The organism is Kribbella sp. NBC_00382, assembly GCF_036067295.1.
GTDB lineage: Bacteria > Actinomycetota > Actinomycetes > Propionibacteriales > Kribbellaceae > Kribbella.
Genome location: NZ_CP107954.1, coordinates 3148650 through 3171432, shown reverse-complemented (window position 1 = coordinate 3171432; position 22783 = coordinate 3148650). Strand labels below are relative to the sequence as shown.

Annotated in this window: 29 protein-coding genes and 3 tRNA genes; 25 read left to right on the top strand and 7 right to left on the bottom strand. The window is 64.3% G+C overall.

What is annotated here, in order from left to right; translation table 11 throughout:
* Nucleotides 1-85: 85 nt before the first annotated feature.
* The 3 genes from OHA70_RS15590 to OHA70_RS15580 all read left to right on the top strand — a co-directional run bounded on the left by OHA70_RS15590 (nt 86) and on the right by OHA70_RS15580 (nt 2651).
* Nucleotides 86-1114, top strand: a complete 1029-nt coding sequence (locus tag OHA70_RS15590; RefSeq protein ID WP_328333063.1) for a LacI family DNA-binding transcriptional regulator — start codon at nt 86-88, stop codon at nt 1112-1114.
* Between the two features lie 22 nt (nt 1115-1136).
* The gene (locus tag OHA70_RS15585) at nt 1137-1721 is read left to right on the top strand and encodes a D-sedoheptulose-7-phosphate isomerase (protein WP_328333061.1); all 585 of its coding nucleotides are present in this window, start codon (nt 1137-1139) and stop codon (nt 1719-1721) included.
* 201 nt (nt 1722-1922) lie between these two features.
* Nucleotides 1923-2651, top strand: coding sequence for a polyprenol monophosphomannose synthase (locus OHA70_RS15580; RefSeq protein WP_328333059.1), 729 nt, complete (start codon nt 1923-1925; stop codon nt 2649-2651).
* 23 nt (nt 2652-2674) lie between these two features.
* Here the strand turns inward: OHA70_RS15580 and OHA70_RS15575 are convergent, their stop codons facing one another.
* Complete coding sequence (locus tag OHA70_RS15575) at nt 2675-3025, bottom strand: metallopeptidase family protein (protein WP_328333057.1); 351 nt, start codon at nt 3023-3025, stop codon at nt 2675-2677.
* Nucleotides 3026-3189: 164 nt separating this feature from the next.
* Between OHA70_RS15575 and OHA70_RS15570 the strand changes: the two genes are divergently transcribed.
* The 7 genes from OHA70_RS15570 to OHA70_RS15540 all read left to right on the top strand — a co-directional run bounded on the left by OHA70_RS15570 (nt 3190) and on the right by OHA70_RS15540 (nt 9480).
* Nucleotides 3190-4416 carry a hypothetical protein gene (locus tag OHA70_RS15570; protein WP_328333055.1) on the top strand — a complete coding sequence of 409 codons (1227 nt, stop codon included), beginning with the start codon at nt 3190-3192 and terminating at the stop codon, nt 4414-4416.
* 140 nt (nt 4417-4556) lie between these two features.
* Nucleotides 4557-4629, top strand: a tRNA-Glu gene (locus tag OHA70_RS15565).
* A gap of 59 nt (nt 4630-4688) precedes the next feature.
* A tRNA-Asp gene (locus OHA70_RS15560) sits at nt 4689-4765 on the top strand.
* A 47-nt stretch (nt 4766-4812) separates the two neighbouring features.
* A tRNA-Phe gene (locus OHA70_RS15555) sits at nt 4813-4888 on the top strand.
* 124 nt (nt 4889-5012) lie between these two features.
* On the top strand, nt 5013-5873 hold the full coding sequence (locus OHA70_RS15550) for a hypothetical protein (protein WP_328333053.1): 861 nt from the start codon (nt 5013-5015) through the stop codon (nt 5871-5873).
* Between the two features lie 701 nt (nt 5874-6574).
* On the top strand, nt 6575-8842 hold the full coding sequence (locus OHA70_RS15545; RefSeq protein WP_328333051.1) for a hypothetical protein: 2268 nt from the start codon (nt 6575-6577) through the stop codon (nt 8840-8842).
* A 176-nt stretch (nt 8843-9018) separates the two neighbouring features.
* The gene (locus OHA70_RS15540) at nt 9019-9480 is read left to right on the top strand and encodes a hypothetical protein (RefSeq protein WP_328333049.1); all 462 of its coding nucleotides are present in this window, start codon (nt 9019-9021) and stop codon (nt 9478-9480) included.
* Between the two features lie 294 nt (nt 9481-9774).
* Here OHA70_RS15540 and OHA70_RS15535 read toward each other — a convergent pair whose 3' ends face one another.
* From OHA70_RS15535 to OHA70_RS15510, 6 genes are all read right to left on the bottom strand, one after another.
* Complete coding sequence (locus tag OHA70_RS15535; RefSeq protein ID WP_328333047.1) at nt 9775-9978, bottom strand: hypothetical protein; 204 nt, start codon at nt 9976-9978, stop codon at nt 9775-9777.
* A gap of 47 nt (nt 9979-10025) precedes the next feature.
* On the bottom strand, nt 10026-10883 hold the full coding sequence (locus OHA70_RS15530; protein ID WP_328333045.1) for a helix-turn-helix domain-containing protein: 858 nt from the start codon (nt 10881-10883) through the stop codon (nt 10026-10028).
* On the bottom strand, nt 10864-11382 hold the full coding sequence (locus OHA70_RS15525) for a DUF6879 family protein (RefSeq protein ID WP_328333043.1): 519 nt from the start codon (nt 11380-11382) through the stop codon (nt 10864-10866). The genes OHA70_RS15530 and OHA70_RS15525 overlap by 20 nt, the downstream gene beginning before the upstream one ends.
* 9 nt (nt 11383-11391) lie before the next feature.
* Nucleotides 11392-11592 carry a hypothetical protein gene (locus tag OHA70_RS15520; protein WP_328333041.1) on the bottom strand — a complete coding sequence of 67 codons (201 nt, stop codon included), beginning with the start codon at nt 11590-11592 and terminating at the stop codon, nt 11392-11394.
* A 124-nt stretch (nt 11593-11716) separates the two neighbouring features.
* A complete protein-coding gene (locus tag OHA70_RS15515; protein ID WP_328333039.1) occupies nt 11717-12343 on the bottom strand; it encodes a GNAT family N-acetyltransferase in 627 nt (208 codons plus the stop codon).
* The gene (locus OHA70_RS15510) at nt 12340-13131 is read right to left on the bottom strand and encodes a GntR family transcriptional regulator (RefSeq protein ID WP_328333037.1); all 792 of its coding nucleotides are present in this window, start codon (nt 13129-13131) and stop codon (nt 12340-12342) included. Before OHA70_RS15510 ends, OHA70_RS15515 begins: the two co-directional genes overlap by 4 nt.
* Nucleotides 13132-13257: 126 nt before the next feature.
* On the opposite strand from OHA70_RS15510, the gene OHA70_RS15505 reads away from it, so the two are divergent.
* The 15 genes from OHA70_RS15505 to OHA70_RS15435 all read left to right on the top strand — a co-directional run bounded on the left by OHA70_RS15505 (nt 13258) and on the right by OHA70_RS15435 (nt 22367).
* Nucleotides 13258-13722, top strand: coding sequence for a plasmid replication, integration and excision activator (locus OHA70_RS15505; protein ID WP_328333035.1), 465 nt, complete (start codon nt 13258-13260; stop codon nt 13720-13722).
* A 2-nt stretch (nt 13723-13724) separates the two neighbouring features.
* Nucleotides 13725-14231, top strand: coding sequence for a hypothetical protein (locus tag OHA70_RS15500; RefSeq protein ID WP_328333034.1), 507 nt, complete (start codon nt 13725-13727; stop codon nt 14229-14231).
* On the top strand, nt 14231-14485 hold the full coding sequence (locus OHA70_RS15495; protein WP_328333032.1) for a hypothetical protein: 255 nt from the start codon (nt 14231-14233) through the stop codon (nt 14483-14485). Before OHA70_RS15500 ends, OHA70_RS15495 begins: the two co-directional genes overlap by 1 nt.
* A 1-nt stretch (nt 14486) precedes the next feature.
* Entirely contained in the window at nt 14487-14753 is a 267-nt protein-coding gene (locus OHA70_RS15490) for a hypothetical protein (RefSeq protein ID WP_328333030.1), read from the top strand.
* A complete protein-coding gene (locus OHA70_RS15485; protein ID WP_328333028.1) occupies nt 14753-15025 on the top strand; it encodes a hypothetical protein in 273 nt (90 codons plus the stop codon). Before OHA70_RS15490 ends, OHA70_RS15485 begins: the two co-directional genes overlap by 1 nt.
* Nucleotides 15026-15030: 5 nt before the next feature.
* A complete protein-coding gene (locus OHA70_RS15480; RefSeq protein WP_328333026.1) occupies nt 15031-15294 on the top strand; it encodes a hypothetical protein in 264 nt (87 codons plus the stop codon).
* A gap of 5 nt (nt 15295-15299) precedes the next feature.
* Nucleotides 15300-15578 (top strand): hypothetical protein, encoded by a 279-nt coding sequence (locus OHA70_RS15475; RefSeq protein ID WP_328333024.1) that lies wholly within the window; start codon nt 15300-15302, stop codon nt 15576-15578.
* Between the two features lie 2 nt (nt 15579-15580).
* Nucleotides 15581-17035 carry an FtsK/SpoIIIE domain-containing protein gene (locus OHA70_RS15470; RefSeq protein ID WP_328333022.1) on the top strand — a complete coding sequence of 485 codons (1455 nt, stop codon included), beginning with the start codon at nt 15581-15583 and terminating at the stop codon, nt 17033-17035.
* Entirely contained in the window at nt 17032-17508 is a 477-nt protein-coding gene (locus tag OHA70_RS15465) for a WhiB family transcriptional regulator (protein ID WP_328333020.1), read from the top strand. The genes OHA70_RS15470 and OHA70_RS15465 overlap by 4 nt, the downstream gene beginning before the upstream one ends.
* Nucleotides 17508-17696: a hypothetical protein gene (locus OHA70_RS15460; protein WP_328333019.1), complete on the top strand. Its 189-nt coding sequence runs from the start codon at nt 17508-17510 to the stop codon at nt 17694-17696. The genes OHA70_RS15465 and OHA70_RS15460 overlap by 1 nt, the downstream gene beginning before the upstream one ends.
* Before the next feature lie 14 nt (nt 17697-17710).
* Nucleotides 17711-19399: a replication initiator gene (locus OHA70_RS15455; RefSeq protein ID WP_328333017.1), complete on the top strand. Its 1689-nt coding sequence runs from the start codon at nt 17711-17713 to the stop codon at nt 19397-19399.
* Nucleotides 19400-19414: 15 nt separating this feature from the next.
* Entirely contained in the window at nt 19415-19624 is a 210-nt protein-coding gene (locus OHA70_RS15450) for an excisionase family DNA-binding protein (RefSeq protein WP_328333015.1), read from the top strand.
* Entirely contained in the window at nt 19624-20769 is a 1146-nt protein-coding gene (locus tag OHA70_RS15445) for a site-specific integrase (RefSeq protein WP_328333013.1), read from the top strand. Before OHA70_RS15450 ends, OHA70_RS15445 begins: the two co-directional genes overlap by 1 nt.
* 96 nt (nt 20770-20865) lie before the next feature.
* Nucleotides 20866-21849: a hypothetical protein gene (locus OHA70_RS15440; RefSeq protein ID WP_328333011.1), complete on the top strand. Its 984-nt coding sequence runs from the start codon at nt 20866-20868 to the stop codon at nt 21847-21849.
* Nucleotides 21846-22367 (top strand): hypothetical protein, encoded by a 522-nt coding sequence (locus tag OHA70_RS15435; protein ID WP_328333009.1) that lies wholly within the window; start codon nt 21846-21848, stop codon nt 22365-22367. Before OHA70_RS15440 ends, OHA70_RS15435 begins: the two co-directional genes overlap by 4 nt.
* The last annotated feature ends 416 nt before the right edge of the window (nt 22368-22783 follow it).

Below are 22783 nucleotides of genomic sequence, written 5' to 3'. Positions count from 1 at the left end.
TACAAGCGCTCACTTGGGCGGCGCTTTGCTCACGATAGAAGCCAATGGGGCCCGAATTGGCGGTACTGGCCCTAACATGACGCGTGTGACCGGGGAATCCAGGAAGCAACAGAGCCGGCCGACCGTGCAGGACGTCGCCCGGGAGGCAGGCGTCTCGCCGTCGACTGTGTCGCGCGCCCTGCACACCCGGGGCTACGCCTCACCAGAGGTCCGCGAACGTGTCCAGGCGGCCGCCCAGCGGCTCGGCTACGTGCCGAACCACATGGCCCGCAACCTGCGCAGCCGGACGTCGACCGCGATCGGCGTACTGATCTCCGACCTGCGCAACCCGTTCTACGCCGATCTGGCCGCCGGGATCGAGGAGGTGCTCCGGTTCGAGGGGCACCAGATGATCCTGGTGAACGACAACGGCGACCCTGAAGAGGAGATGCACGCGGCGGAGACGCTGCTGGCGATGCAGGTGGCCGGGGTGATCGTGACTCCGGTCGCGGCCGCCTGCCCGAAGATGCTGCAGGACAACGGCATCCACGTGGTCTCCGCCGACCGGCAGCTCGGGCGCGGCGGCGACGCCGTCCTGAGCGACAACAAGGCCGGAGCGCGGGAGCTGACCGAGCACCTGCTCGGACTCGGCCACGAGCGGATCGGCCTGCTGATCGACGAGACCAAGTGGTCGACCGGCGCGGGCCGGCTGGCCGGGTTCCGGGCGGCCTACGAGGACGCCGGTCTGGAGCTGGACGAGGACCTGATCGTCTTCACCAGCTTCGACGCGGAGGCGGCCAAGGAGACCACCCGCAAGCTGCTCGACGAGCAGCACGTGACCGCGATCCTGTCCGCCAACAACGTGCTGGCGCAGGGCGCACTGGCCGAATTGAAGCGCCGGAGACTCCGGATACCGAACAAAATCAGCCTCGCCGCATATGACGACGTGCCGTGGATGTCACTGGTCCAACCGGGCATCACCACGGTGGATCAGCACACTGTGGATCTGGGCCGTAGCGCTGCGCAACTATTGCTGGCCAGAATCCGGGATGAACTGCCCGCCAGACGGCGAATCGTGCGAGTTGCGCCACGTCTTGTTGTCCGCGGATCTACCGGACCGGCTCCCAGAAACTGAATTTCTGGCGTACCACCGGCACATGACACAACTCTATGTAGACCGGGTCATCGCCAGGCAGCTCGAGCGCCACACCGAGGTCGCCGAGGCGATGCACAGCCAGCTGGACGCGATCCAGGCGATCGCCGACGAGCTCATCCGCCGACTGGACATGGGCGGAGTGCTCTACACGTACGGGAACGGCGGATCCGCCGCCGACGCACAGCACCTGGTCGGTGAACTCATCGGCCGCTACCTCAGGGAACGGCGGCCGCTGCCCGCCGTAGCCCTGGTCGGGGACGCGGCCGTGACCAGTTGCATCGCCAACGACTACGGGTACGAGGACGTGTTCTCGCGGCAGGTCCAGGCCCTCGTCAGACCGGGAGACATGGTCGTCGGCTTCAGCACGTCCGGGACCTCACCGACCGTGGTCAAGGGGCTGGAGGCGGCCCGAAACGCCGGAGCCTGCTCGGTGGCCTTCACTTCCCGGCGCGGGATCGGCCTGGCGGCGGCGGCTGATCTGGCCCTCGTCGTACCGGCCGAGGAGACCGCGAGGATCCAGGAGATGCACCTGCTGGCCCTGCACATGGTCAGCGAACTGGTCGACCAGTGGGCCGCCGCCTTCTGACCGACCGCTGACCCGTCCGCCAACCCACTCGCCAGCGCCTTCGCGGCGGCCTGCTCGCACAGGCCACCGCGAAGGCGCCGGCCCGCCTGATCAGCCCGCGTACGCCGTACTGCAATCTTTGATCACGTCACCATTGCGTGGTTGGAACAGTTGATGCGATAGCGTCCTGTGTCCGGTGAAGGCTTTGACGAAGGAATGAGAATGGCTGAGAGCGCCAAGATCATCGTGGTGGTGCCGACCTACAACGAGCGGGAGAACCTGCCCGTCCTGGCGGCGCTGCTGTCCGACCTGAAGCTGCCCGGGCTGCAGATGCTGGTGGTCGACGACAACTCCCCCGACGGCACCGGCGACGTCGCCGACGAGCTGGCCAAGGCCGCGCCGACGGAGGTCTCCGTCCTGCACCGGACCGAGAAGGACGGCCTCGGCCGCGCCTACATCGCCGGGATCAGCCGGGCGCTCGACGAGAACGCCGACATCGTGATCCAGATGGACGCCGACCTGTCGCACCCGGCCTCGGTGATCCCGACCATGGTCAACATCCTGCAGACGACCGACGCTGCCGTGGTGATCGGTTCCCGGTACGTCGAAGGTGGCGAGGCCGCAGCGGAGTGGGCCTGGCATCGACGGCTGCTGTCGGCCTTTGCGAATGTGTATGTGAACACGCTTCTGCGCCTGCATGTGAAGGACGCCACGGCGGGCTTCAAGGCGTGGAAGGCGGACACGCTGCGCGCGATCGACGTGTCGACGATCCAGAGCAACGGGTACTCGTTCCAGGTGGAGATGAACTACCGGACGGTGCGCCAGGGCCGGCGGATCGCGGAGACGCCGATCCGGTTCGAGGAGCGGACCGTCGGGGCTTCGAAGATGAGCCTGAAGGTGCAGCTGGAGTCGGCGCTGATGCCTTGGAAGCTGCTGTTCAAGCGGTCCTAGGTGCTTTGAAGGCTTGAGGGCTTTTAGCCGTAGCCGAGTTGGTGCAGGCGGGCGTCGTCGATGCCGAAGTGGTGGGCGATCTCGTGCACCACGGTGATGTGGACTTCTTCGACGACGTCCTCGACCGTCTCGCAGATCTGCAGCGTCGGGTTGCGGTAGATGGTGATCCGGTCCGGTAGTACGCCGCCGTAGTAGTGCCCGCGCTCGGTCAGCGGGATGCCCTCGTAGATCCCGAGCAGATGCGGATCGCTGCTCGGCGCGTCGTCCTCGACGAACACCGCCACGTTGTCGATCAACGCCGCCAGCTCGGTCGGCACCTGATCCAGCGCCTCGGACACCAGCAACTCGAAATCAGCCCGGCTCATCTCGATCACTCCGCCAGCCTAGTGATGCGCTCCACACGGGCCGTCGAGTACTTGCCGGCCTGCTTCAGGTTCTTGCCATGCCGGTTTCTGACAACGAAAGCCCTCGTAGTACGGGTCGGCTCCTGCGAATACTGACGGCCAACTGGTTCCGTCCCCTGTCGCAGGAGTCCCGCATGAGAAAACGCACAATCTGGGCGGCCGCCCTCGCCGCCCTCGTCTTCCCGGCCTCACTCGCCTTGCCGGTTACTGCCGCCGTCTCCGCCTCTGCAGCCGTCTCCGCCTCTGCAGCCGTCTCCGCCTCTGCAGCCGTCTCCGCGCCTGTAGCCGCCGTCTCGGCGCCTAACTCGTCCATTGCCGATCAACTGCTCGCCGGGCTGCCCGCGGCGCGTGAAGCGGCCGCTGAGGCTCGCGCCAGGCTCGGACTCGACGACAGTCCGCTGCGTTCCGCAGTACTGGATGTGATCGATCCCACGCAGTACGACTGCCCGACCGCCAATCCGCCGGTGCTCGACGCGATCACGGCCGGCATCCAGGACTGGACGCAGGACCAGCGGCTGGCTGCGACGTACGCGATCCTCTTCGACATCCCGATGACCGAGGCGGTGTACCTGTCCACGCCCGGCCCGTACACGTTCGGCTCGAAGGGGACCTACAGCAAGAAGGCGTCGCAGACCTTCAAGGATCTTCGTCGCTTCTGGGACATCAAGTCGCGGGACATCCAGTTGGTGCCCGCGCACGGCCGGATGCTGCTCGACCAGGCCCGGGTGACGAAGGTCTTCACGACCATCTACCACCAGCCGGCGGACCTCTCGGCGAACACGGCGGCGTTCATCGCCGGCCAGGTCGACACTGCGGCTCTTCAGTTCGGTGACGCTCCCCTCTTCACCTTCAACGCCTACGCGAACAGCTCGGAGGGCGTGCCGACGCCTGGGATCGGGCTGGTGCCGGACCGGATCGTGGTTGGGGACGGTGTGCTGGACGGCTTCGCACTGGTGGGGCTCTCGGACGTGGTCACCCAGGCGATCATCGGGCATGAGTTCGGTCACCACATCCAGTACGAGGACGGGCTGTTCCAGTCGACGTTGCCGGCGCCCGAGGCGACTCGGCGTACGGAGCTGATGGCGGACGCGTTCAGCGCGTACTTCCTGACCCACCGCCGCGGCGAGAACATGAAGTGGCGCCGGGTGCAGGACTTCGTCCAGGTGTTCGCCCAGGTCGGCGACTGCGGCTTCACCTCCCCGAGCCACCACGGCACCCCGAACCAGCGCTCCCGGGCCGCCCTCTGGGGCTTCGGCGTCGCCGAGTCGGCTCGCGCGCAGGGCCTCATCCTGCCGTCCCGCGTCTTCGCCGCGCGCTTCGAGAAGGTGCTCCCTCTGCTGGTCGCACCGGACGCCGGCTGACCCCCTGACGACACGTGGCGCGGCCCGGTTTCCTCACCTCCCGCGCCACGTGTCAGCCGTCACCAGAACTCGTTTTGGACCTCGGGCCGTCCTCCTCTATGCTTACCGATGTCCCCGGAGCTTCGGCTCCCGCGGTCCGAGTCCCCATCGTCTAGTGGCCTAGGACGCTGCCCTTTCAAGGCGGTAACGCGGGTTCGAATCCCGTTGGGGATACGGTCAAAAGACCGTTGTCAGTAAGGCTCGAATGATGGTGTAGCATCATCGAGTTGCTAGGCCCAGTAGCGCAGTTGGTTAGCGTGCCGCCCTGTCACGGCGGAGGTCGCGGGTTCGAGTCCCGTCTGGGTCGCCAGGAGAGTGGCGGCGGGTGTCCACACACCGCCGCCATTTATCTCTCCCGGTCAGGTAGCTCAGCTGGTAGAGCGTCCGCCTGAAAAGCGGAAGGTCGGCGGTTCGAGACCGCCCCTGACCACCATCTCTAAGCGTGAACCCGGCCCATCTGGGCCGACCGCCAGTACCCGTGAATCCCCCTCAGCGACCATCCGTAGTTGCACGGATGTTGCACGCCCCGCCCCCCAAGACCGATTTGGTGTGGTGCCATGACTGGCTTCTGGTCCACCAGCGCCAATGCCGTACAGGCAGTTGCCTGGTTGATTCCTTGTTGCACGGAACACAACGGCGATCGCGGGACCGATACTGGCTCCGTGCCACCATCAGACTTCTGGGCCACCAGCGCCCAGACCATGCCGGTCCTGGCCCTCGCTATCGTCGTCGAGGCTCGCGCGATCATGCAGAACTGGGTCCCTGGGGAAGACCGAGGCATCAAGAGGCTACAGGGCTTCCTATGGGGCGCCTCACTCTTGATCTATGCGTTCTCTGAGCCGGCCTGTTTCCGGGCACTCGCAGGAAGAGAGGTCTGGTCAGGTTGGCCGGACGTCATCGAGCAGGGCATCTATCTTGGGATGACCACGCTTGTCGTCGCCCCTGCTATTGAGTTCCTCGTCCGTTCAAATGCGCGGGGCTTTGCTCGACTCTCACCCAAGAACCTTCGTCTGGGTTTCCAGATTGCACTCACGCGCTGGATGGACATCCCACGCCTCCGACGATTGTCGGAGCGCCACGCCGCCATGGAGCGAGAGAACGCGGCCATTCTCAGGGACCTCGACGTCTTTGAATCTGGAGCGGCAGCCTGGGAGGACACCGATGAGCGGGAACGATTCATCAGCGAAGTCCGCCACCAACAGGTAGCGCGGCTTGCTATCGCGGCTCGCCTCGAAGCGACTCGGAAAGAACTCGACGCGATGAGCGCGAATACCGACGCCAACTACGTGGATTTCCGAGAACGGCGCAAGCGTGTCCTCGCTCAAGTCGAGGCGGATACAGAGCAATGGAAAGCGGCGACCACCACGCTTCCGCCTACTGATGGCCGCCCCAACGCCACACCTGCCGCGTCCCCCTGATAGCTGCTAACCCAGGTCAGCGCGGCGCATGTCAAGTGTCGAGCTTGCTCGATCCCGCAGGGACGCGGAGCGCTCTTGACGTGGGTCGTGCTGGCCGGACAATCGAGCGGCCAGGGGGATGGGGCCAACTCCTACGGTCAGGTGCCTGAAACGGCCTCTGGCCGCTTCCTCATGTTCTGGGTTCTCCGGTCTCAGGCCGGGTCGGCTCCGGGGCGCGGGGTTCGGCCGGCAGGCCGCATGGGCCCGCGCCCCGGAGGGCGCGCCCGGCCTAGCGCGCCGGAGGCGCGCCCTTGATCCATAAGAGGTCAACTCGGCAGCACCACGGGATGTACTCGATGTCCTCCGTCGGCTGATGTGCGACACCCGTGATCTGCGACAGTGCGAGAGCATCGGACCGCGGCATGCGTGGTCGTTTCGATGACAGGCTGCGGTCGTGTTCGGGTGGCACGGCTGGGCGGTCGCCGTAGCCTCCTGGTGCATAGGACGACATGGCGGTCGAGGTCGAGGTCGAGGAAGTCTTCCCCACGTGGGCGGTTGGGCTTCCTGTCGGGCGGGCTGACCAGACGTTGTGTCCACCGTTCACCCGAAACTGAAACGGGCTCCTACGTCATGCGGTGATGTGACGCGTGCGCCACTTCGAGCGTGGTACAGCTCGTGTCTTGATCTGCCGAACTGTCGGTGGCGTCGGCCATTCTTATCGCATGCCGGAGCCCCCCGATCACCTTCGCGTCCCTCGTCTGTTCGCGAGCGCTCGTATCCACTTGAATCGCGCTCTGGAGCACCAGCGCGAGTGCATCCGGCTCTGGGACGAAATCCGGCATCGTGGACCGTTTGCTGCCTGGCCTGAGACGTCGAGCGAGGACACGGTGGAGATCTGGTGCGCGTATCGACCGACTGCGCTGCAGTCGCGCACCATCGATGAGGCGGCCGGCGCACTGCTTGCTGAGGTCAAGAGCGCGATGGACGCAGCCGTCTTAGCCGCGGCCATCGCCAACGTAGGGCTCGGAACTCTCGTGGTCGACAAGCACTCAATGCCGCTGTGCTTCGATGCTTCAGAGTTCGATGAGCTTCCATATGAGGGCTGGCTCATGGGGCTCCGCCCCGATCAGGTGAACGTGGTTCGCGACGTACAGCCCTTCGCGAAAGACCAGTATCTCGGCGTCCACATGCGGCAATTCGCTCTAGCGCTGCGCCGCGCGCAATCAGGCGGACGGCTGATCTCGGTCTGGGCTGGCCGAGCCGACCCACGTCCCAACCTGCCGGAGGGCTACACGCTGACTGCGGTCACGCTCGATGAGCCCGGAACGCTGGAAGATCCCAAGCGACTGGCTACTCTCAAAGTCAGCCCGCGTCTTCCGGACGTGATGTTCACCGGAAACCCGAACATCTACTTCGACCCGATCCTGAACGTTGCGCCATGGCCCGTGGACTCTGACGACAACCTGGATCGACGAACGGATGCCCTCCTCACGATCGTCCGGACGTTTATCGAGATTCTCGAGGATTCACTCAACACCGATGAGTCGATCCGAAAGTTGGAGGCACTCGACGCCTCCATGCCCTCGGAGCCCACGGAGGTATGGGTGCCGGTCCGGTTCGATGACCCGAGCCAAGAGCAGGAATCGCGCCAGGCAATCCAAGACTCTGATCGAGGCCAGGCGATCTACAGCACCGACGACGGCCTGCTAACTTATCTGGCGCTCCGGGACGGGCGGATCGTCGGCCGAGAGATCCCGGATGCGGAGGCACTGCCCCCGGGCGAGGAATACGGCACGCAGGTCGAGAGGGCCACCCGCGCCGTAGCAGGTCGGTGGGGGCTGCCGGACTTCGTGCTACGGCCCAAAGTTGTTCCGAAGGGCAGCGGCCGTCGAGAGATCGGCGACGGGACCATCGTCTCCGGATTCCGTGGTATTGCACTCCAGGTCAAAGCGAGATCCTCTGCAACGCCAGACACGCCCGAGCGCGCCCGATCCTGGCTGCTCAAGAATGCGGGTGTCGGACTAAGACAAGCACGCGGAACGATCCGGTCGACGTTCAGAGCCGGAGACGTGACGCTGGACAATCTGCGGGGTCGTCCAGTCCGCCTTGATGGCAAGCGGGTGGAATGGGTCGCTGTCGTCGTCCTGGATCATCCGAACCCTCCGAGAGAAGTCGTCCCGCCCAAGGACGCTGACGGTCCGAGCGTCGTCATGCTACGTCGAGACTGGGAGTTCCTCTGGAACCAATTGCGTTCGGCATCCGCAGTCGTGGACTACATCCATCGCGTCTCGGGCGAGGACGACCCCGCTGAGTTGGGCTCAGAAACCAACCGCTACTTCGACCTCGCCAACAAGGATCTCCATGTTCTGCCTAGTCGCTTGCCCGACTGGATGAATGACGGTGGAGCCGATCCGGTAAACGTCCCGCTGTTGCCGACGGATCCGACGTCCGCCAGTGACGAACTCGGGTTCCGTGTCTTCCAGCGGATCCTGGAGGACATCGCAGGAACCGACTTCACTGGCGACGAGACCGATCGAGTCCAGATCCTCTCGCACATCGACCGGGTGGCGGTAGCTACCAGAGCTGAGTTGGGACGCCTGCTGCTGCGGCGGCTCATCACCTGTGGCAATGCCCCGCCAGGGACCCTCAGGGTTGAACACCGCCTCCTCTACGTCGACCAAGGCGAACTGCACCTGTCATTCACCTGTATGGGGACGTTGACGGGCTATTACCAAGAGATGTTCCGTTCCTGGCTGCTGCATCGGCGGCAGCGATTCCTTGCGAAGTCCAACGCGCTGGGTCCGATGTGGCCGTGGAGTGTCGGCGTGCTGCTCACCCCGCGACCGAGCACAAACGGGCGACTTTGGGACACCACGATGATCGCTACGAATGGACCGCCAGAATTCGACAATGCTGAATATCGGCGGCTTGATGCCATCTACGCCTCGGTCGCGCCGGACCGGAACGTCGAGGACTTGCAGGCCGAGTAGCCCTCCCGGACCCTCTCGACGAGCGACCCGTCGCGATCGAGGGTGGCCTGCCGATAGACCTGTCACAGGCGGACAAATATCCCGTCACGGGGTACTACCGTTGCCCGACGTGGTTGGCAGGCTTCTAGACCCGTCGCACATCGGTTGGCGGATCACACTCGGGATACGCTCGATTTGTGCAATCGGCATGGGTCGGGACCATCAGCGCGCTCGCCGGTATCGCTCTCGCGGGTGGTATCGCCATGGTCCGAGACAGGATGAGTGAGAAGCGACAGGCGGCCCGTGATGAGGTTCGGCGGCGTCATGAGGTCGAGGAAGCACGTTTCGCTAGTCGCAAGGACGCATACGTCTCGTTTGCCGCTGCTTGTCAGAAGACGATCAATTCCACCGACGAGTATGAAGACGAGCACCAGGTCCGCCCTGGTGACATGGGCTACGAAGGCCCTCACCGCAGCGTGATCGAAGCAATGAACCTCGTGCTCATCATCGGCCCGAAAGATGTCTCCGACGCAGCGGTCGAGGCAGCGGTTCGCCTACATGAGTGGGCTTTCGTCAGCGGTACGCGAGCAGAGGCTGTGGCTGCGGTCGACCAGTTTCAGGCAGTCAGTCGACGCATACTCAAGTTCGATTTGGACTAGCAGTACGCGTGGTTCAGCGGGACAGGTGCAGATGCAGGGGTCGGCACCTGTCCCGCTGGTCATGGGGTGTTCCGGCGTCCTGCGCTCAGGTTGCAGAACTCCACCTGTCGATATCTGCGGGACGACAGTCGCGGATCGCCTGATCCCTGGATGAGGTACGCCTCGACGCACCAGGGAAGGACGAGGCTGACGTGGCGTGGGTCCTCACCGTCTGGCCCGACACCGTTGCGTCGATCGACTGCTGTGGTGCGGAATGCCCATCGGCGCATCTGCCGGCCGCGTATGTTGCGGCGCTTAGTCATCGAGCCACTCGGCACCGAGGCTGTCGCGGTGGTAGCCCTTGTGGTCGCCGTTGATGCAGGGCCTGCCGGTCATCGGGTTCTCGCCATCGCAGCGTTCGGCGGGGTGCAGTGAAGGCCATCCGGTGCCGTGCGGCTGGTCGCCTGGTTGGCCGCCCCACTCCACTCCGGCGCGCGGCGTTGTCCCTGCTGATGTCATGGTGAAACGCTAGGGACCTAGGCCGTTCGCGGGATAGGTAGTTGCAATTAGTTGCTGTCGGCTAACTCGTTTTGCGCCTTGATGACGAGCGCGCGGGCGTCTTTCCCGTAGACCGCAGGCTGCCGTAGGTGGTCGAACATTCGCCCATACATGGCCACCTCTTGGGGTGCGGTGATCTCGATGCTGGCCGTCGGTGTCTCTAGGCTCACCAGTTGGTCATCGAAGAGCCAGAAGCTCACCTGTCCAACCACGTTTCGCTCGACATTGCGCGGCACGATGCCAAAGGCAACGTTCGGCAGGCTCATGACCGACAGCAGGCGGTCGAGCTGGCCGGCGAGCGTGTCAGTGTCGCCGAAACGCGTGTACAGGGCGGCTTCTTCGAGGATTACAGCGAACGTCTTGCTGCTGTCGTAGAGGACCGATTGGCGGTCGATGCGGGCAGCCACGGCCTCATCGATGTCATCGTGTACGTCCAGGAAGCCGAACCAGAACTTGAGCATCGCCCGCGTGTAGCTGGCCGTTTGGAAGAACCCGGGGATGACGTGGTGCTCGTATATGAGGAAGCGTTCGGTTCGTTCCTCCAACGGCACCGGCGCCAGCATCATCTGCTTCATGCCCGCGCGGGTCTGCCGCTTGAACTCCAGATACATCGACTCGACCGTGCGAGCCTGGGCGACCAGGTCCGCGAGTTGGTCCACCGCGGAGCACGCCTCGCACCACAGCCGGATGTCCTCGTTGGAGGGTGCCTGTACGCCGTGCTCCAGCTTCGAGACACGCGTGAAATGCCAACCGGTCGCGGCGGCTAGCTCACGACCGGTCAGCCCAGCATCCTTGCGCAGTTCCCGAAGACGCAGGCCCAACGCCTCCTGCGCCTTTCGGGTCGCGCTATTCGGGTTTGTATTCACCGTGCGGTATCGCCAACGCCCACACCTGCTCGAATGCCTCGCGGCACATCTCAGCCACGGACGCGTCAGTTGTTGTCGTGAAGGCCGTATTCAAGCCGGACCCGGCGTAGTGCAAAAACACCACCCGCTCGTTGTCGAGCAAGTAGTAGTCATTGCCAGGGATGCGCAACGTTGAAACGCATCGTCGTGGCAGCCAGCGGATATCCTCACCAGCCGCGACGATGGGCGTGAACACGTCGTACACCCAGCGCTGATAGTCGCTGAGTGGTTCCGAGACGATCTTCACCCGGCGCACCGTCCGGCCTGCTGCAACATGTTCGCCTAGCTCTGTACACCACTCCTGCAGCCACTCGAAGTCGTCCGGCTCGCCGCGTTTCCACTTCGCCATGTGAGGCAGTTCAACCTCGGTGCCGTACGCATCGCGCGTCTCTAGATGCACCGAGCTGCGCTTGAACTCGGTCAGCAGCTCGTTGAAAGCATCTTCGGTGATCTCATCCACGCCGTCGTCCTACGGGTTGGTGAAGAACTGGATCATGCGGTCCGGGATCTCAACGGCCGTTTCACCGTTCGGGAGGTTCAGCGTGGTCAGTGCGTCAGGGTCGTCGACGACCCAGCCCTGCACAACCCAGCTTCCACGGTCGGTCTTGTAGAGGGTGGGGCTGTTCTTCGGAGCCGATTCCGGGTCGCCTGCAACGAGTGTGAGTTTCATGATGATCCCCTGTCTGCATCGGTTGCTTGAGCTTGCGCTGCCAAGTCTGGGGTTCCGCGAAGTTGCGTGTCATCGATGTTGCGAGAAGTTGCGGCAACCAGCCTCTCACCTGGCTAGACATCGGTCAGGTGGTGACGGTGTGGAGCACCGGCCAGAGAGCACGCTCGAAGGACTCGAACCGGCCTCGGCGGGTTGGCAGAGTTTGCGGCTTCTCTGCGATGGCCCGAGATTCGGCCTCCGCTCGCCAGTTCGTCGCGGGGCGTTGGAAGAGAGCGCCGGACGGGTAGTGCGCGAGATCGAGGGTGCGGACGTGCTTGAATCCGCGGTTCTCGTAGTAGCGGTGGAGGCCGACGTTGTCCGTCCAGACGTCGATACGAACCCAGTGGTTTCCCAGTTGGCCGGCGCGGGTGCAAGCCCAGTCGATGACGTCGTCGCCGAGTCCGGAATATTTGCGGCGCACGATCAAGCGGTGCAGGTACATCGCCGGTTCGGCCTGCTCCTCAGGCGTCCAGAGCTGGGGATCAGAAAAGGAGTCAAGGGCAACAGTCGCGGCGTTGTCGCCGTCATCAGTACGGATCATCCATGTCTCGCCTGATCGGATGCTCGACAGGATCCGCTCGGACTGCTGTTCCGGGTTGGGCCAGGCGACAGCCCATTGCCTGATGCCCTTCTTGCCCAGCCAGTCGCTCGCCTCCTGGCGCATCGCGAGGATGACCGGTAGGTCCGCGATCGTGGCCTGCTCGACAATCACGACTCGTCGCCGTTCTCGACTGGGGTGTACGCCTGGAGGTCGCCGATCTCGTAGACGACTCGGTTACGGTCCCCGGCAAAGATGGTGAGCGTGAGCCGCAATGGCCGGCTATCGCTGTAGGTCGTCCGGACGTAGACCAGAACCGGCGTACCGGTGGTCAGCCCGAGCTTGCGAGCTTCGTCAGGCACCGGCATCCGGGTAGTCAGCTCATCCACGTACCCGATCTCCTTGTGCCCCTTGGCCGCCATCGCTCGAATGACTCCGCCCGGCACGTCGTGCGGAGAGAGCAGACCGCATTCCTGCGCGATGTCCATCGGGTAGTAGCTGTCCTGGAGGCTGAACGGCTGCCCGTCGACGTACCGGGTGATCGCACGCGAGACGAGCGAGTCCCCTTCTTCGACGTTGAGGCGTGCGGCCAACACCGGGCTTGCAGACTTGATCCGCATCTCAAAGTCGCGGTACTCCCCCTTGCGACCCTGGTTCTTCATCTCCGCGTTGAACGCGTCAGTCTGATCGCTGGCTGTTCTGTCGCGACTCTCGGCCCAGGCAGCGTGATAGGTGAGCATCATCTGCTCGCGCACGATCGTGCCTTTGCCCTGGACGCTCGTGATCATGCCTTCGTTCTGGAGCAGCCCCAGCGCCAGTCGCACGGTGTTGCGAGATACGTCGTACTGCTCGCGCAACTCCAGTTCGGTCGGAAGGCGCTCGCCGGCCTTAATCGCTCCGCTGCGGATCTGGTCACGCAGCTCGCTCGCGATGCGCTGGTAGAGGGGATCTGACTGAGCCATAGTGGCTTCCTTCCGAAGTTGTCCCAACAAATGGTGCCATTCCCCTTGACCCTCCGCCAATGGGTACCTATTGTGGGTGATGTACCAAAGGTTGGTACGAATCACAGGGTAGCTGAGGAGCCACTCATGGGTATGCCGCGACGGGTGATGGTCCGGTTCGGCGAAGCGTTCCCCTACGGCCTGTATGCCGTAGGCCAGATTGAGCCTGAGCTCGACTTCGAAAAGTCCAGCAAGGACCGGCCGGTGCAGGCGCGGGACAAGGAGACCGAACAGCTCGTCTGGAAGGTCGAGGTCATGGACCCCGACCCAGACGCCAAGAAGGCTGACCGGACGATCACGATCAAGCTCCTGGGTGAGGTGCAGCCGGTGCTGCCTGCTTCGCTGCCAGGCCTGCCGTTCACGCCGATCGAGCTGGAAGGCATGACGGCGTCACCGTGGGTGGACACGCGTCAGTGTGCTGCTCCTGAGGGCGGCAAGGCTCACCGGTGCCGCGCTCGTCAGGGTTGGTCGTTCCGAGCAACGGGCCTCAAAGCACCGAAGACCATGCCGGGCACGCAGGCCGGTTCGGCTGCAGCTGACAAGGCGGCCTGACCGTGGTCGCCGAGGTGGTGCCGTCGATGACGGTGAACTCGCACGTCCGTTCTGCGACTGGCCTGGGGCACAAGGTCTGGTCGGCGGCCGAAGGTTCGGGTAAGCCGTGGGTCACGATCACGGTCGGGGACTACTCGGGCGGCGTGACGCTGTTCGCTCACGACCTGGCAGTGTTGACGGAGCTGGCCGACGTGATCGAGCGCGCTCGGCAGGACTTGGCGGAGGAGCTGGGCCTTCTGCCGAACGGTGAGCCGTGCAGCCTCGTGGATGCGTTCGGAACGATCGAATGGCACGAACACGACCACCTGCAATGCCTTGAGGCGCTAGTGGACGAGCCGATCCCGTTCGTACCGACCGAGCCTGCTCCCGAGCTGGGAACGGCCTGGGAGCGCCACGACGATCCGACAGTGGAAGACAACCCGCTCGATGACGACGACTACGACGAGCCGGGCGACGACGAGGGTTCGTGGACGGCGAACCGGGTCCTTCGCGCGGAGGGCTTCATCTGATGTCGCGGCGTCGGGATCTGGACGGGTGGGCGCAGGCGCTGGACGTGCGGACCGACGACGAGGCCATCGTGGAGCTTGCGCACCTGTCGCAGGTGGTCCGGGGTCTTCAGAACGATTTCGGCGCGGTGTGCGATCGCCTGCGGGGTGTGGATGAGCGGGGTATCGCGGCTCGTGCGGCGGACAGCCTGGATGGGGTGCAGGACGGTCTGTTCTGGGTGAAGCGCGACTTCCTGCTGCACGAGCGGGGGATGTGAAATGCCGCGACCGAGAGAGCTGGACCGGTGGGCGCGAGTGCTTGCTGTCAGCAACGACGGCGACGCGATCACGGCGCTGGGCGAGCTGCGGGAGAAGTTGAAGTACATGGCGTATTGGGCGCTGCGGGTCGAGGTGAGTCTGCGTGGATGTCCTGACCCCGACCTGCTCGTGATGTCACGCCAAGCCGCGCAAGAGGCAATCGACCTGTGGTCGGCGCTCGGCCTGGTGAAACGCAAGTTCGAGGCGCACGAGAGAGGAGAGCAGTGATGGCAGGCCTGTTCGCGACCCGGCGTGATCTCGACGCTTGGGCGGTCGCGGTAGGAGCTACCAACGATTTCGACGCTGCTGGTGAGCTGCACAAGCTGCTCGGCCGGCTGATGGACGGGCAGGACCGGATCAGGACGACAGCTCGGTCGTTGTCGAAGGCTCCGAACGAGGACGTACGCCGGTCTCTGGCTACTGCGCTTGGGCGGCTGGATCTGGCTGTGATGGCTGTGGACGAGGCGCTTCGAGGGTTCGCGATTCACGAGCGCGGGTGATCCGGATGGCACGGCACAGCCGCGACCTGGACGGATGGGCTGCCGCGATGGAGGTCGGCAACGACGAAGACGCGTTGCGGGAACTGCACAGCTTGCTCGGCCGCCTGCTGGACAGCCAAGACCGGATCAAGATCACGGCCCGGTCGGTGTCCAAGGCCCCGAGTGAGGAAGTGCGCCGATCGCTGGATACGGCGCTGAACCGGATCGATCTGGCCGTGGTGGCCATTGACGACGCGCTGCGCATGTTCGCAGCACACGAGAGGGGCTGAAAGGCATGGCGGTACTTGGACGGCGGCCTCGGCTGCTGGATCAGTGGGCGCGAGCGCTGGATGTCGAGAACGACCTGGACGCGATGTTCCGGCTGCGCCGCTTGATGAACGACCTGGACGACGCCAGGTCCCAACTGCAGAAGACCACGAAAGTTCTGGCCGGTGTACCGGACCCGGACGCGAACGCTGGCGCTACCGGCGCGATGACGGCACTGGAGCTGGCTTCGGCCGAGCTGCTCCTGATCGAGCGCCGGTTCGCCAAGCATGAGAGAGGCGGCAAGTAGACATGGGTAACAAGATCAAGTTCGGCAGGAAAGCCGCCGGCGACTACCCACTCGGCCGGATGCTGGCTTCACAACTGCGGCATCCGGGGGTGATGGTCCCGCTGCTCGGTATCCCGGCGCTGGCGGTCTACGTTCACCGCGAGGGCTGGTTGTGGCTGTTGGTCGCGACTGGCGTCCTGGTTGTGATGCTGGCTGTCTGGGGGTGGAAGTCGCCGGCCTCGCTGCGCAACGTCGTGGTGTACCGGGTGAAGGCCTGGTACCGGCGTTGGTTCCGGTACGCGCCGCGCTGGTGGCTCTGGATGGGGCGACTGGGCTTGTCGGTGACCGATGAGATGACGGGCTGGATTCTGCGTCCGCGCATTCTCAAGGTCCGCTCGACGGGCTGTATCGACTCCCTGTTGCTCGACCTCCCTCTCGGTGTTCGGGCCCAACAGGTGATCGAGGCAGTCGAAGATCTGCGGCACGCGGGCAAGGCTCGCCGGGTATCAGTCCGTGAGCTGGAACCGGGCCGGGTGTGGGTGGACTTCTACACCGCTGACCCACTGCGCAAGACGGTCTCGCTCATCCCCCACCCGGTACGCCTGCGGGTCGAGGACCTGGACAACCTGATCCTCGGCTACTGCGAGGACGGCACGCCGTGGCGGATCAAGGTCGTCGGACGGCACATCTTCGTCTGTGGCGTCACCGGCGCCGGCAAGTCGTCGGTCCTGTGGGCGCTGCTGTGGGCGCTTGCCCCGTACATCCGGGCGGGCCTGGTCGTAGTACATGGAATCGATCCCAAGGGCGGCATGGAACTCGAATGGGGCCGCGAGCTGTTCGAGCGGTACGAGGCCGACGACTACGAAGCGATGGCCGAGCTGCTCGAAGCCGACGCCGATTACCTGGACGACCGGACCAAGCTGCTGCGCGGCAAGGCACGCACGTTCACGCCGTCGCAGGAAACCCCGTTCGTGCTGATCGTGATCGATGAGCTGATGCAGCTCACCGTTCTCCTGCCGGGCACAGAAGGTCGGCGGATCAGCGCACGGATCGACGTCGCACTCGGTCGGCTACTCGGCAAGGGTCGCGCACCGGGCTACTCGGTGTTCGCTACCTCTCTGCTCGTGACCAAGGACGTTGTGACCTGGCGGGAACTGTTCCCGACCAAGATCGCAATGCGGCTCGACAACGAAGCCCAGGTAGAGATGTCGCTAGGCGAAGGCGCGCGAGACCTCGGCGCGGAATGCGACCGCATCCCAGACTCGATGCCGGGCGTTGCCTACATCCTTCAGGAAGGCAGGAAGGAGCCCGTCCGGGTCCGGGCTGCGTACGTCAGCGACAACCAGATCCGCCACATGGCCACCACCTTTGGCCCGCACCGGGAGATCGAGGGCGCGGACGTGGCCCTGATCAACCCGAACACCGTGGCCGGACAAATCCTCGACGGCGACCTGGTCCAAGACGGTGAAGCCGCATGAGCACGCTCGTCAGCATCACCACCCGCCAGGCCAACCACAAGCCCAAGCTTCAAACCGCCGGCCAACTCCAACTACCGATCGTCCCGGTCTTGCCGCCCGCAGTGCGGGTCGTCATTAACTCCTGGATACGACGCGGATGGAACGACGAGGCGGCATGCGCCAGGACCGACAACCCGGGGTTCTACAGCGACGACCTGGCCGTACAGACCAAGGCTGCTGACCAAGTTTGCGCTACGTGCCCTGTACGCCGGTCCTGCCTGGCCTCCGCGCTCCTGAACGACGAGCAAGGCGTCTGGGGCGCGACAACCGAGATCGACCGGGAAACGATCACGGCGAAACTCGCCCCGCTGTCCCCGTACTGGATGACCCGCTCCTCGGCAGCGCTACCGGCCGTCTGCCGCACCGACTGGAAACCCGACCACCCCAAGACCGAGATGTCCCCTCTGTCTCGCCGAGGACAGGCGGCGGCGTGATGTCAGTACAGATGCGGCTATCCGGCAATCCGGCCGAGATCGAGGTCATGGTCAAGGTCCTTGCCGTGGTGTTCCAGCTCGACGGCTCCGGACAGCTCTTTACCAATCGCGGAAAGGCCGGGGTCCGCTGTTACCTCACCGCCCGCATTCCCCACGAACAGCCGTCCGAGACGAATCAACCCCAGTAGGGAGGTGGTCCAGAATGACCGACACCAAGGCACCCAAGAAGATCACCCTGGACCACCTCCCTCTCGACATGGTGCGGGACCTGGCCGTCACCAACGGCGTATGCGTCCGCCCGATCCTCAACCGCATCTACGACACCGAAACCGGCACTGAACGAGTCGTCGGTGTCAACTGCGGCGCAACGCTCGCCACAAAATGCCCGCCGTGCGCTGAAGCGAACCGACGCCTACGGATGCAGCAATGCCGCGAAGGCTGGCACCGCGAAGTCGAAGTACTCATACCTGACCGCGACCTCGAGCAGGACGAGGAGGACGAGACCGAGCCGGAAGACGAAACGCCGGCCGACGACGAGACCACTCGCCGTGTCCGCTCGACCCGCCGCCGCCAGGACGCCCCAGACCTGCCACGAGTCCCGATGGACAAGCGCACGCTCGGCACTAGCTTCCGCGCACCGAACGGCAAGACCTACCGGCCGTCGATGTTCCTCACCCTCACCTGCGATTCCTACGGCCCGACCCACCGCCTGCCCCACCGCGTCCCCGGCAAGGGCCTAGTCCCGTGCGGCTGCGGCGTCCACCACAGCACCGAGTCGCCGCTGCTCTCGACGCCCCTTGACCCGGACACCTACGACTACCGCCGTGCTGCGCTCGATGCCCTGCACTTCGCCAAGGGCGTCGACCGGTTCATTCAGAACCTGCGCCGCTGCGCCGGCTACAAGGCTCAGTACTTCGCCGTGGTCGAACCGCAGAAGCGCCTCGCTCCGCATCTGCACGCAGCAGTCCGCGGAACGATCCCGCGCGAGATCGTCCGCCAGGTCCTCGACGCCACCTATCACCAAGTCTGGTGGCCCGCCCACGACAAGCCTCTGTACGGCGCTGACACCGGCCGGGACCTGCCGGTATGGGACGAGCTGTCCAAACGGTTCCTCGACACCGCTACGGGCGTCCTCCTGCCGACCTGGGATGACGCACTGGACGACCTGGCCGCCGACGACGCAGCTCGACCTGCACACGTCGTCCGCTTTGGTGCTCAGCTCGACTACAAGGGCATCGTGGCCGACGACGACACGGGCAAGCGCTCCAAGGTCGGCAAGGCGATTGGCTACCTGACTAAGTACCTCGGTAAGGCCATCTCGGAGACCTTTGGCGACGATCCCGACGCAATCCACCCGGCTCAGCTCGACCACATGATCCGACTGCACGACCAGGTCAAGATCCTGCCGTGTTCGCCCAGCTGCGCGAACTGGCTTCTGTACGGAATCACTCCGAAGGATGCTGACGGCAACGTCGTACCTGGCGTCTGCGACGCCAAAGCTCACGACCGCCAGCACCTCGGCGTCGGTGGCCGGCGCGTGCTCGTATCTCGTCAATGGACCGGCAAGACCTTGACTGACCACCGGGCCGACCGCGCTGAAGTCATCCGCCAGACCCTGGCCGCTGCCGGTGTCGCGATGGACGACCAGTCAGCTCTGTCGGTCGCTCAGAACACCGGCGACGACGAACAGCCACGGTTCATCTGGACCGCCGTCCGGCCCGGTGAGGAAGACGTGCCAACTCACAAAGAAGTCATGGCCTACGCCATCACCAAACGCATCCGCTGGCGCACCGAGTACGAGGCAGCCAAACAACGCGCCCGCGACGGCACCTCACCACCGGACGACATCGGTTCGGCAACTGACCAACTGCCCGCCAGCTCGGCGGCATAGACGGGGAGCAATCGAGTGAGAAGGCTACTTACGGTCGCCCAGGCTGCTGAGGTTCTGGGGACTACGGAGCGATTCCCGCGCCGGTTGATCGCGGAACGCCGTATCCACTTCGTTCGCGTGGGTCGCCACGTGCGCATTCCTGAGGACGTTCTCACGGCGTACATCGAAGAGCAGACGGTCGATCCGATCGAACTGCGTTGGAGCGCCGGACGGGTGGTTGCGTGATGGCTGAACAGGAGAAGGAAAAGAAGCCGCGTCGTTCATTCGGCAACGTGCGGAAGCTCCCATCGGGCAAGTTTCAAGCGTCCTACATCGGACGCAACGGCGTTCGGCAACCAGCTCCTTCGCCGTTCAAAAATGAGCGTGATGCCGAACGTTGGCTGCTCAAGGTCGAGGTCGATCTCAGTAGCGGCGCTTGGCAGGACGAGGCGCTAGGCAAGGTTCCCTTTCGGCAGTACGCCAGCGCCTACCTCATCGAGAACGAGGAGATCGGGGAGCGCTGGGAAGAGACCTGTCGGCGGAACATGCGGCTGCACATGGGTGACCTCCTGGACATGCCGCTGCGGAGCATCACGCCGCCCGTAGTGCGCAAGTGGTATTCCAAGGCTCGGCGCGGCACCGGCGGTCGGACTTCAATCGCACAGTCGTATCGGTTTCTTCGCGCGGTGATGAATGCGGCGGTGCGAGATGAGGCCATCGTCAAGAACCCATGCCAGATCCCCGGAGCTGGTGCCGACAAAGCGACCGAACGAGGGATTGCGACGCCCGCTCAGGTTGACGAGCTGATCAAGGCAATCACACCTCGATATCGCGCTGCCGTTGTGGTCGCGGCTTGGTGCAGTCTTAGGCGCGGTGAGGTCTGTGGCCTCCGGACCATGGACGTAGATGTTGTACGGCAAGAGGTCTGGGTCCGAAAGAACTGGGTGGAGCTGCTCGAATCTCCTCGGAAGTTCGAGAAAGACCCGAAAACCGAAGCAGGCAAGCGGGAGGTAGCCGTACCGCCTCACGTGTGGCCGCTGATCGTCGCGCACAGCGAAGAATTCGCCGGACCTGAGTACTTCTTCGTCGGCAAGAACGGGCATCGCATGCGGGGGAACGCCCTGTACCAGGCGTTCGTACGAGCACGTAAGAAGGTCGGCCTAGAGATCTCGTTCCACGACCTAAGGCACACCGGGCAGAGCCTGGCCGCTGCCTCCGGCGCGAGCACCATCGACCTGATGAAGCGCGCCGGCCAATCGACCCCGGCTGCTGCTCAGCGGTACATCCATGCAGTCGATGGACGGGACAAGGAGGTCGCCAAAGCGCTCAGCGACATCGCCGCGAATGGATCCGCTGCGCAGCTCCCCCGGTCTATCAAGATCAAGCCCTGATGATGCCGACCTCACAGATGGTAACGAACTCTGTGCCTGAGGTTCAGATTCCCATACGATGCCGTTCACATGGCGTGACTAGGGGGAAGGAAGCTCATGCCAAGGCACTCTGTATTCGTCACCAAACTGTCGGTCCACAAGCGGATGAAGCCGGGAGACTTGCTGGATGTCTCCGCCTTTGATCCGAAGCATCCGACGCAGAGCGATCTACTGACGCTCTTCCACGGCATGGTTGATGGTGTGCATCCTGATCGCCTCGTCGACCGAGCGCACGAGGTCTACACGACCTTGAGTTCGATCGATAGCAGGGGTCGAACCCTGATGGTTGAGGTTGACGGCGGCACTTTCGGCGCGGAGGGCCTGACCCACAATGTCGACGATCACAAAGTGGAGCACAAGCGCAGTCCAAACATGGCTGCGACTAGCCACGCACGACTCTTCTTCATGGTGCCGACCGGCGAACAACACGCGTTGATGTTTCTGGAGCGCATCGGACGAGAGGTCCCAGCCCGGAAGCTGCCAGAGCTATTCGGTCAAGCCTTCCGACACAATTTTCCTGACTTCATGCTGAAGACTGAGTCCGTAGTAGAGACAGACGCTTGGCTCGAAGCGGCGAAGCTTGACAGCGTGACAGGCATCGTCAACGAGTGGAACTGGAGTTCAGACCTCGCCGACGTGGGGATTCCACAGAGCGTCGGCCGCCTCGTTCAGACGCTGCGGCCGGAGAAGGGCAGCAAGCTGCCCCTGTCTCTCCTCAACGGGTTGAGAAGCAAGAAGATCACGGCTGGCCGAATCCTCGGCTTCCCCGATGGGAACGAGCCTGATGAGGTCGAAGTGCAGGTCTCGGCGCACGGCCGGACCAAGACCTTCGTTATCAACAAGGAGAAAACACCTCGCTTCGCCCTTGTGATCGCCGAACCCGGTGACCCCGTCCCGGATGCAGCAGCGGTCCGCAGCGAGTGTCTGCAGACCGCTCCAGAGCTTTTCAAAAATGTCGGCGTCAACTGGCAGACTCAGTGGCAGAACGGCGAATGGTCGGACGACCAGCTCGCCGTCAGGCTGGAGGTACCTGATCAATGACGAGCAAGCTCACGCCGACCCCGCTTGTGACTGAGCATTACCGGACGCTGCGAGATGTCCGCACAGGAAAGCTGCGCCGGCGAGACTTCGCTACCTTCTTGGGCCTGCCCGTGGGTCTCGGCGTGGTGAGCTGGCTTCTGGGTCTGCGGATGCCCTCAGTTGGAGATCTAGTCCAAGGCGTCGCGATCCTGACCGGCTTGCTGTTCGCTCTGGTGATCTTCGTCTTCCAGTTGAGGATCCAGGTGGGCTCGAACCTGGACCAGGTCCGTCGCGACCACGTTCTACTCCTCATCGATGAACTGTTCTCGAACGTCCTCTATGCGGTGGCTGCCGGGCTCGTCGCCACCGTCGTCGTCGTCACTGCTGGCATGTGGGCCAAACCAAACGCCCAGGGTGACGCCCAGCCGCTCGACCGTTGGTGGACTGCTGTGGTTGTAATTAGTTGCCTCCATCTCCTCCTGACAATCGCCATGTGCCTTAAGCGGACCCGCGCCGCATACGTACTCCTCAGAAGTTGATCCAACGGGGCCCAATGAGCACGCGATGTTGCACGTGGATTGCACGACAGCCCCGGTACTGGCCTCTGACCTGCGGTTATGTGAGCGCCTGAAAAGCGGAAGGTCGGCGGTTCGAGACCGCCCCTGACCACACATCGACACCAACCCTCTCCGCGATCCGGAGAGGGTTTTTCTTTCCCACGCGTTCTCCGCAGCCGCCCTCCGTCGCTACGCTCCTCCGAGCGCCCGCTACGCCCGCTCCCGCCCACCCTCCGGCTACGCCGGCCTTTGCGGCTGACGCCGACGTCTCCGGCTTCGCCGATCGTGGCGGCTGCCGCCGCATGCTGCGCGCTGTCGCGCGACCCGACCACCGTCGCCGCCCCGCCGTCGCCGGTGTGTACCCGCTCGTCCCCCAGCGACCCAAGTCCGTCGTAGCC

Coding starts and splice junctions, on each gene's coding strand:
- OHA70_RS15585 (WP_328333061.1), top strand. CDS start 1,137: ATGACACAACTCTATGTAGACCGGGTCATCGCCAGGCAGCTCGAGCGC.
- OHA70_RS15580 (WP_328333059.1), top strand. CDS start 1,923: ATGGCTGAGAGCGCCAAGATCATCGTGGTGGTGCCGACCTACAACGAG.
- OHA70_RS15570 (WP_328333055.1), top strand. CDS start 3,190: ATGAGAAAACGCACAATCTGGGCGGCCGCCCTCGCCGCCCTCGTCTTC.
- OHA70_RS15550 (WP_328333053.1), top strand. CDS start 5,013: ATGACTGGCTTCTGGTCCACCAGCGCCAATGCCGTACAGGCAGTTGCC.
- OHA70_RS15545 (WP_328333051.1), top strand. CDS start 6,575: ATGCCGGAGCCCCCCGATCACCTTCGCGTCCCTCGTCTGTTCGCGAGC.
- OHA70_RS15535 (WP_328333047.1), bottom strand. CDS start 9,978: ATGACATCAGCAGGGACAACGCCGCGCGCCGGAGTGGAGTGGGGCGGC.
- OHA70_RS15520 (WP_328333041.1), bottom strand. CDS start 11,592: ATGAAACTCACACTCGTTGCAGGCGACCCGGAATCGGCTCCGAAGAAC.
- OHA70_RS15510 (WP_328333037.1), bottom strand. CDS start 13,131: ATGGCTCAGTCAGATCCCCTCTACCAGCGCATCGCGAGCGAGCTGCGT.
- OHA70_RS15505 (WP_328333035.1), top strand. CDS start 13,258: ATGGGTATGCCGCGACGGGTGATGGTCCGGTTCGGCGAAGCGTTCCCC.
- OHA70_RS15495 (WP_328333032.1), top strand. CDS start 14,231: ATGTCGCGGCGTCGGGATCTGGACGGGTGGGCGCAGGCGCTGGACGTG.
- OHA70_RS15490 (WP_328333030.1), top strand. CDS start 14,487: ATGCCGCGACCGAGAGAGCTGGACCGGTGGGCGCGAGTGCTTGCTGTC.
- OHA70_RS15485 (WP_328333028.1), top strand. CDS start 14,753: ATGGCAGGCCTGTTCGCGACCCGGCGTGATCTCGACGCTTGGGCGGTC.
- OHA70_RS15480 (WP_328333026.1), top strand. CDS start 15,031: ATGGCACGGCACAGCCGCGACCTGGACGGATGGGCTGCCGCGATGGAG.
- OHA70_RS15475 (WP_328333024.1), top strand. CDS start 15,300: ATGGCGGTACTTGGACGGCGGCCTCGGCTGCTGGATCAGTGGGCGCGA.
- OHA70_RS15470 (WP_328333022.1), top strand. CDS start 15,581: ATGGGTAACAAGATCAAGTTCGGCAGGAAAGCCGCCGGCGACTACCCA.
- OHA70_RS15465 (WP_328333020.1), top strand. CDS start 17,032: ATGAGCACGCTCGTCAGCATCACCACCCGCCAGGCCAACCACAAGCCC.
- OHA70_RS15460 (WP_328333019.1), top strand. CDS start 17,508: ATGTCAGTACAGATGCGGCTATCCGGCAATCCGGCCGAGATCGAGGTC.
- OHA70_RS15455 (WP_328333017.1), top strand. CDS start 17,711: ATGACCGACACCAAGGCACCCAAGAAGATCACCCTGGACCACCTCCCT.
- OHA70_RS15445 (WP_328333013.1), top strand. CDS start 19,624: ATGGCTGAACAGGAGAAGGAAAAGAAGCCGCGTCGTTCATTCGGCAAC.
- OHA70_RS15440 (WP_328333011.1), top strand. CDS start 20,866: ATGCCAAGGCACTCTGTATTCGTCACCAAACTGTCGGTCCACAAGCGG.
- OHA70_RS15435 (WP_328333009.1), top strand. CDS start 21,846: ATGACGAGCAAGCTCACGCCGACCCCGCTTGTGACTGAGCATTACCGG.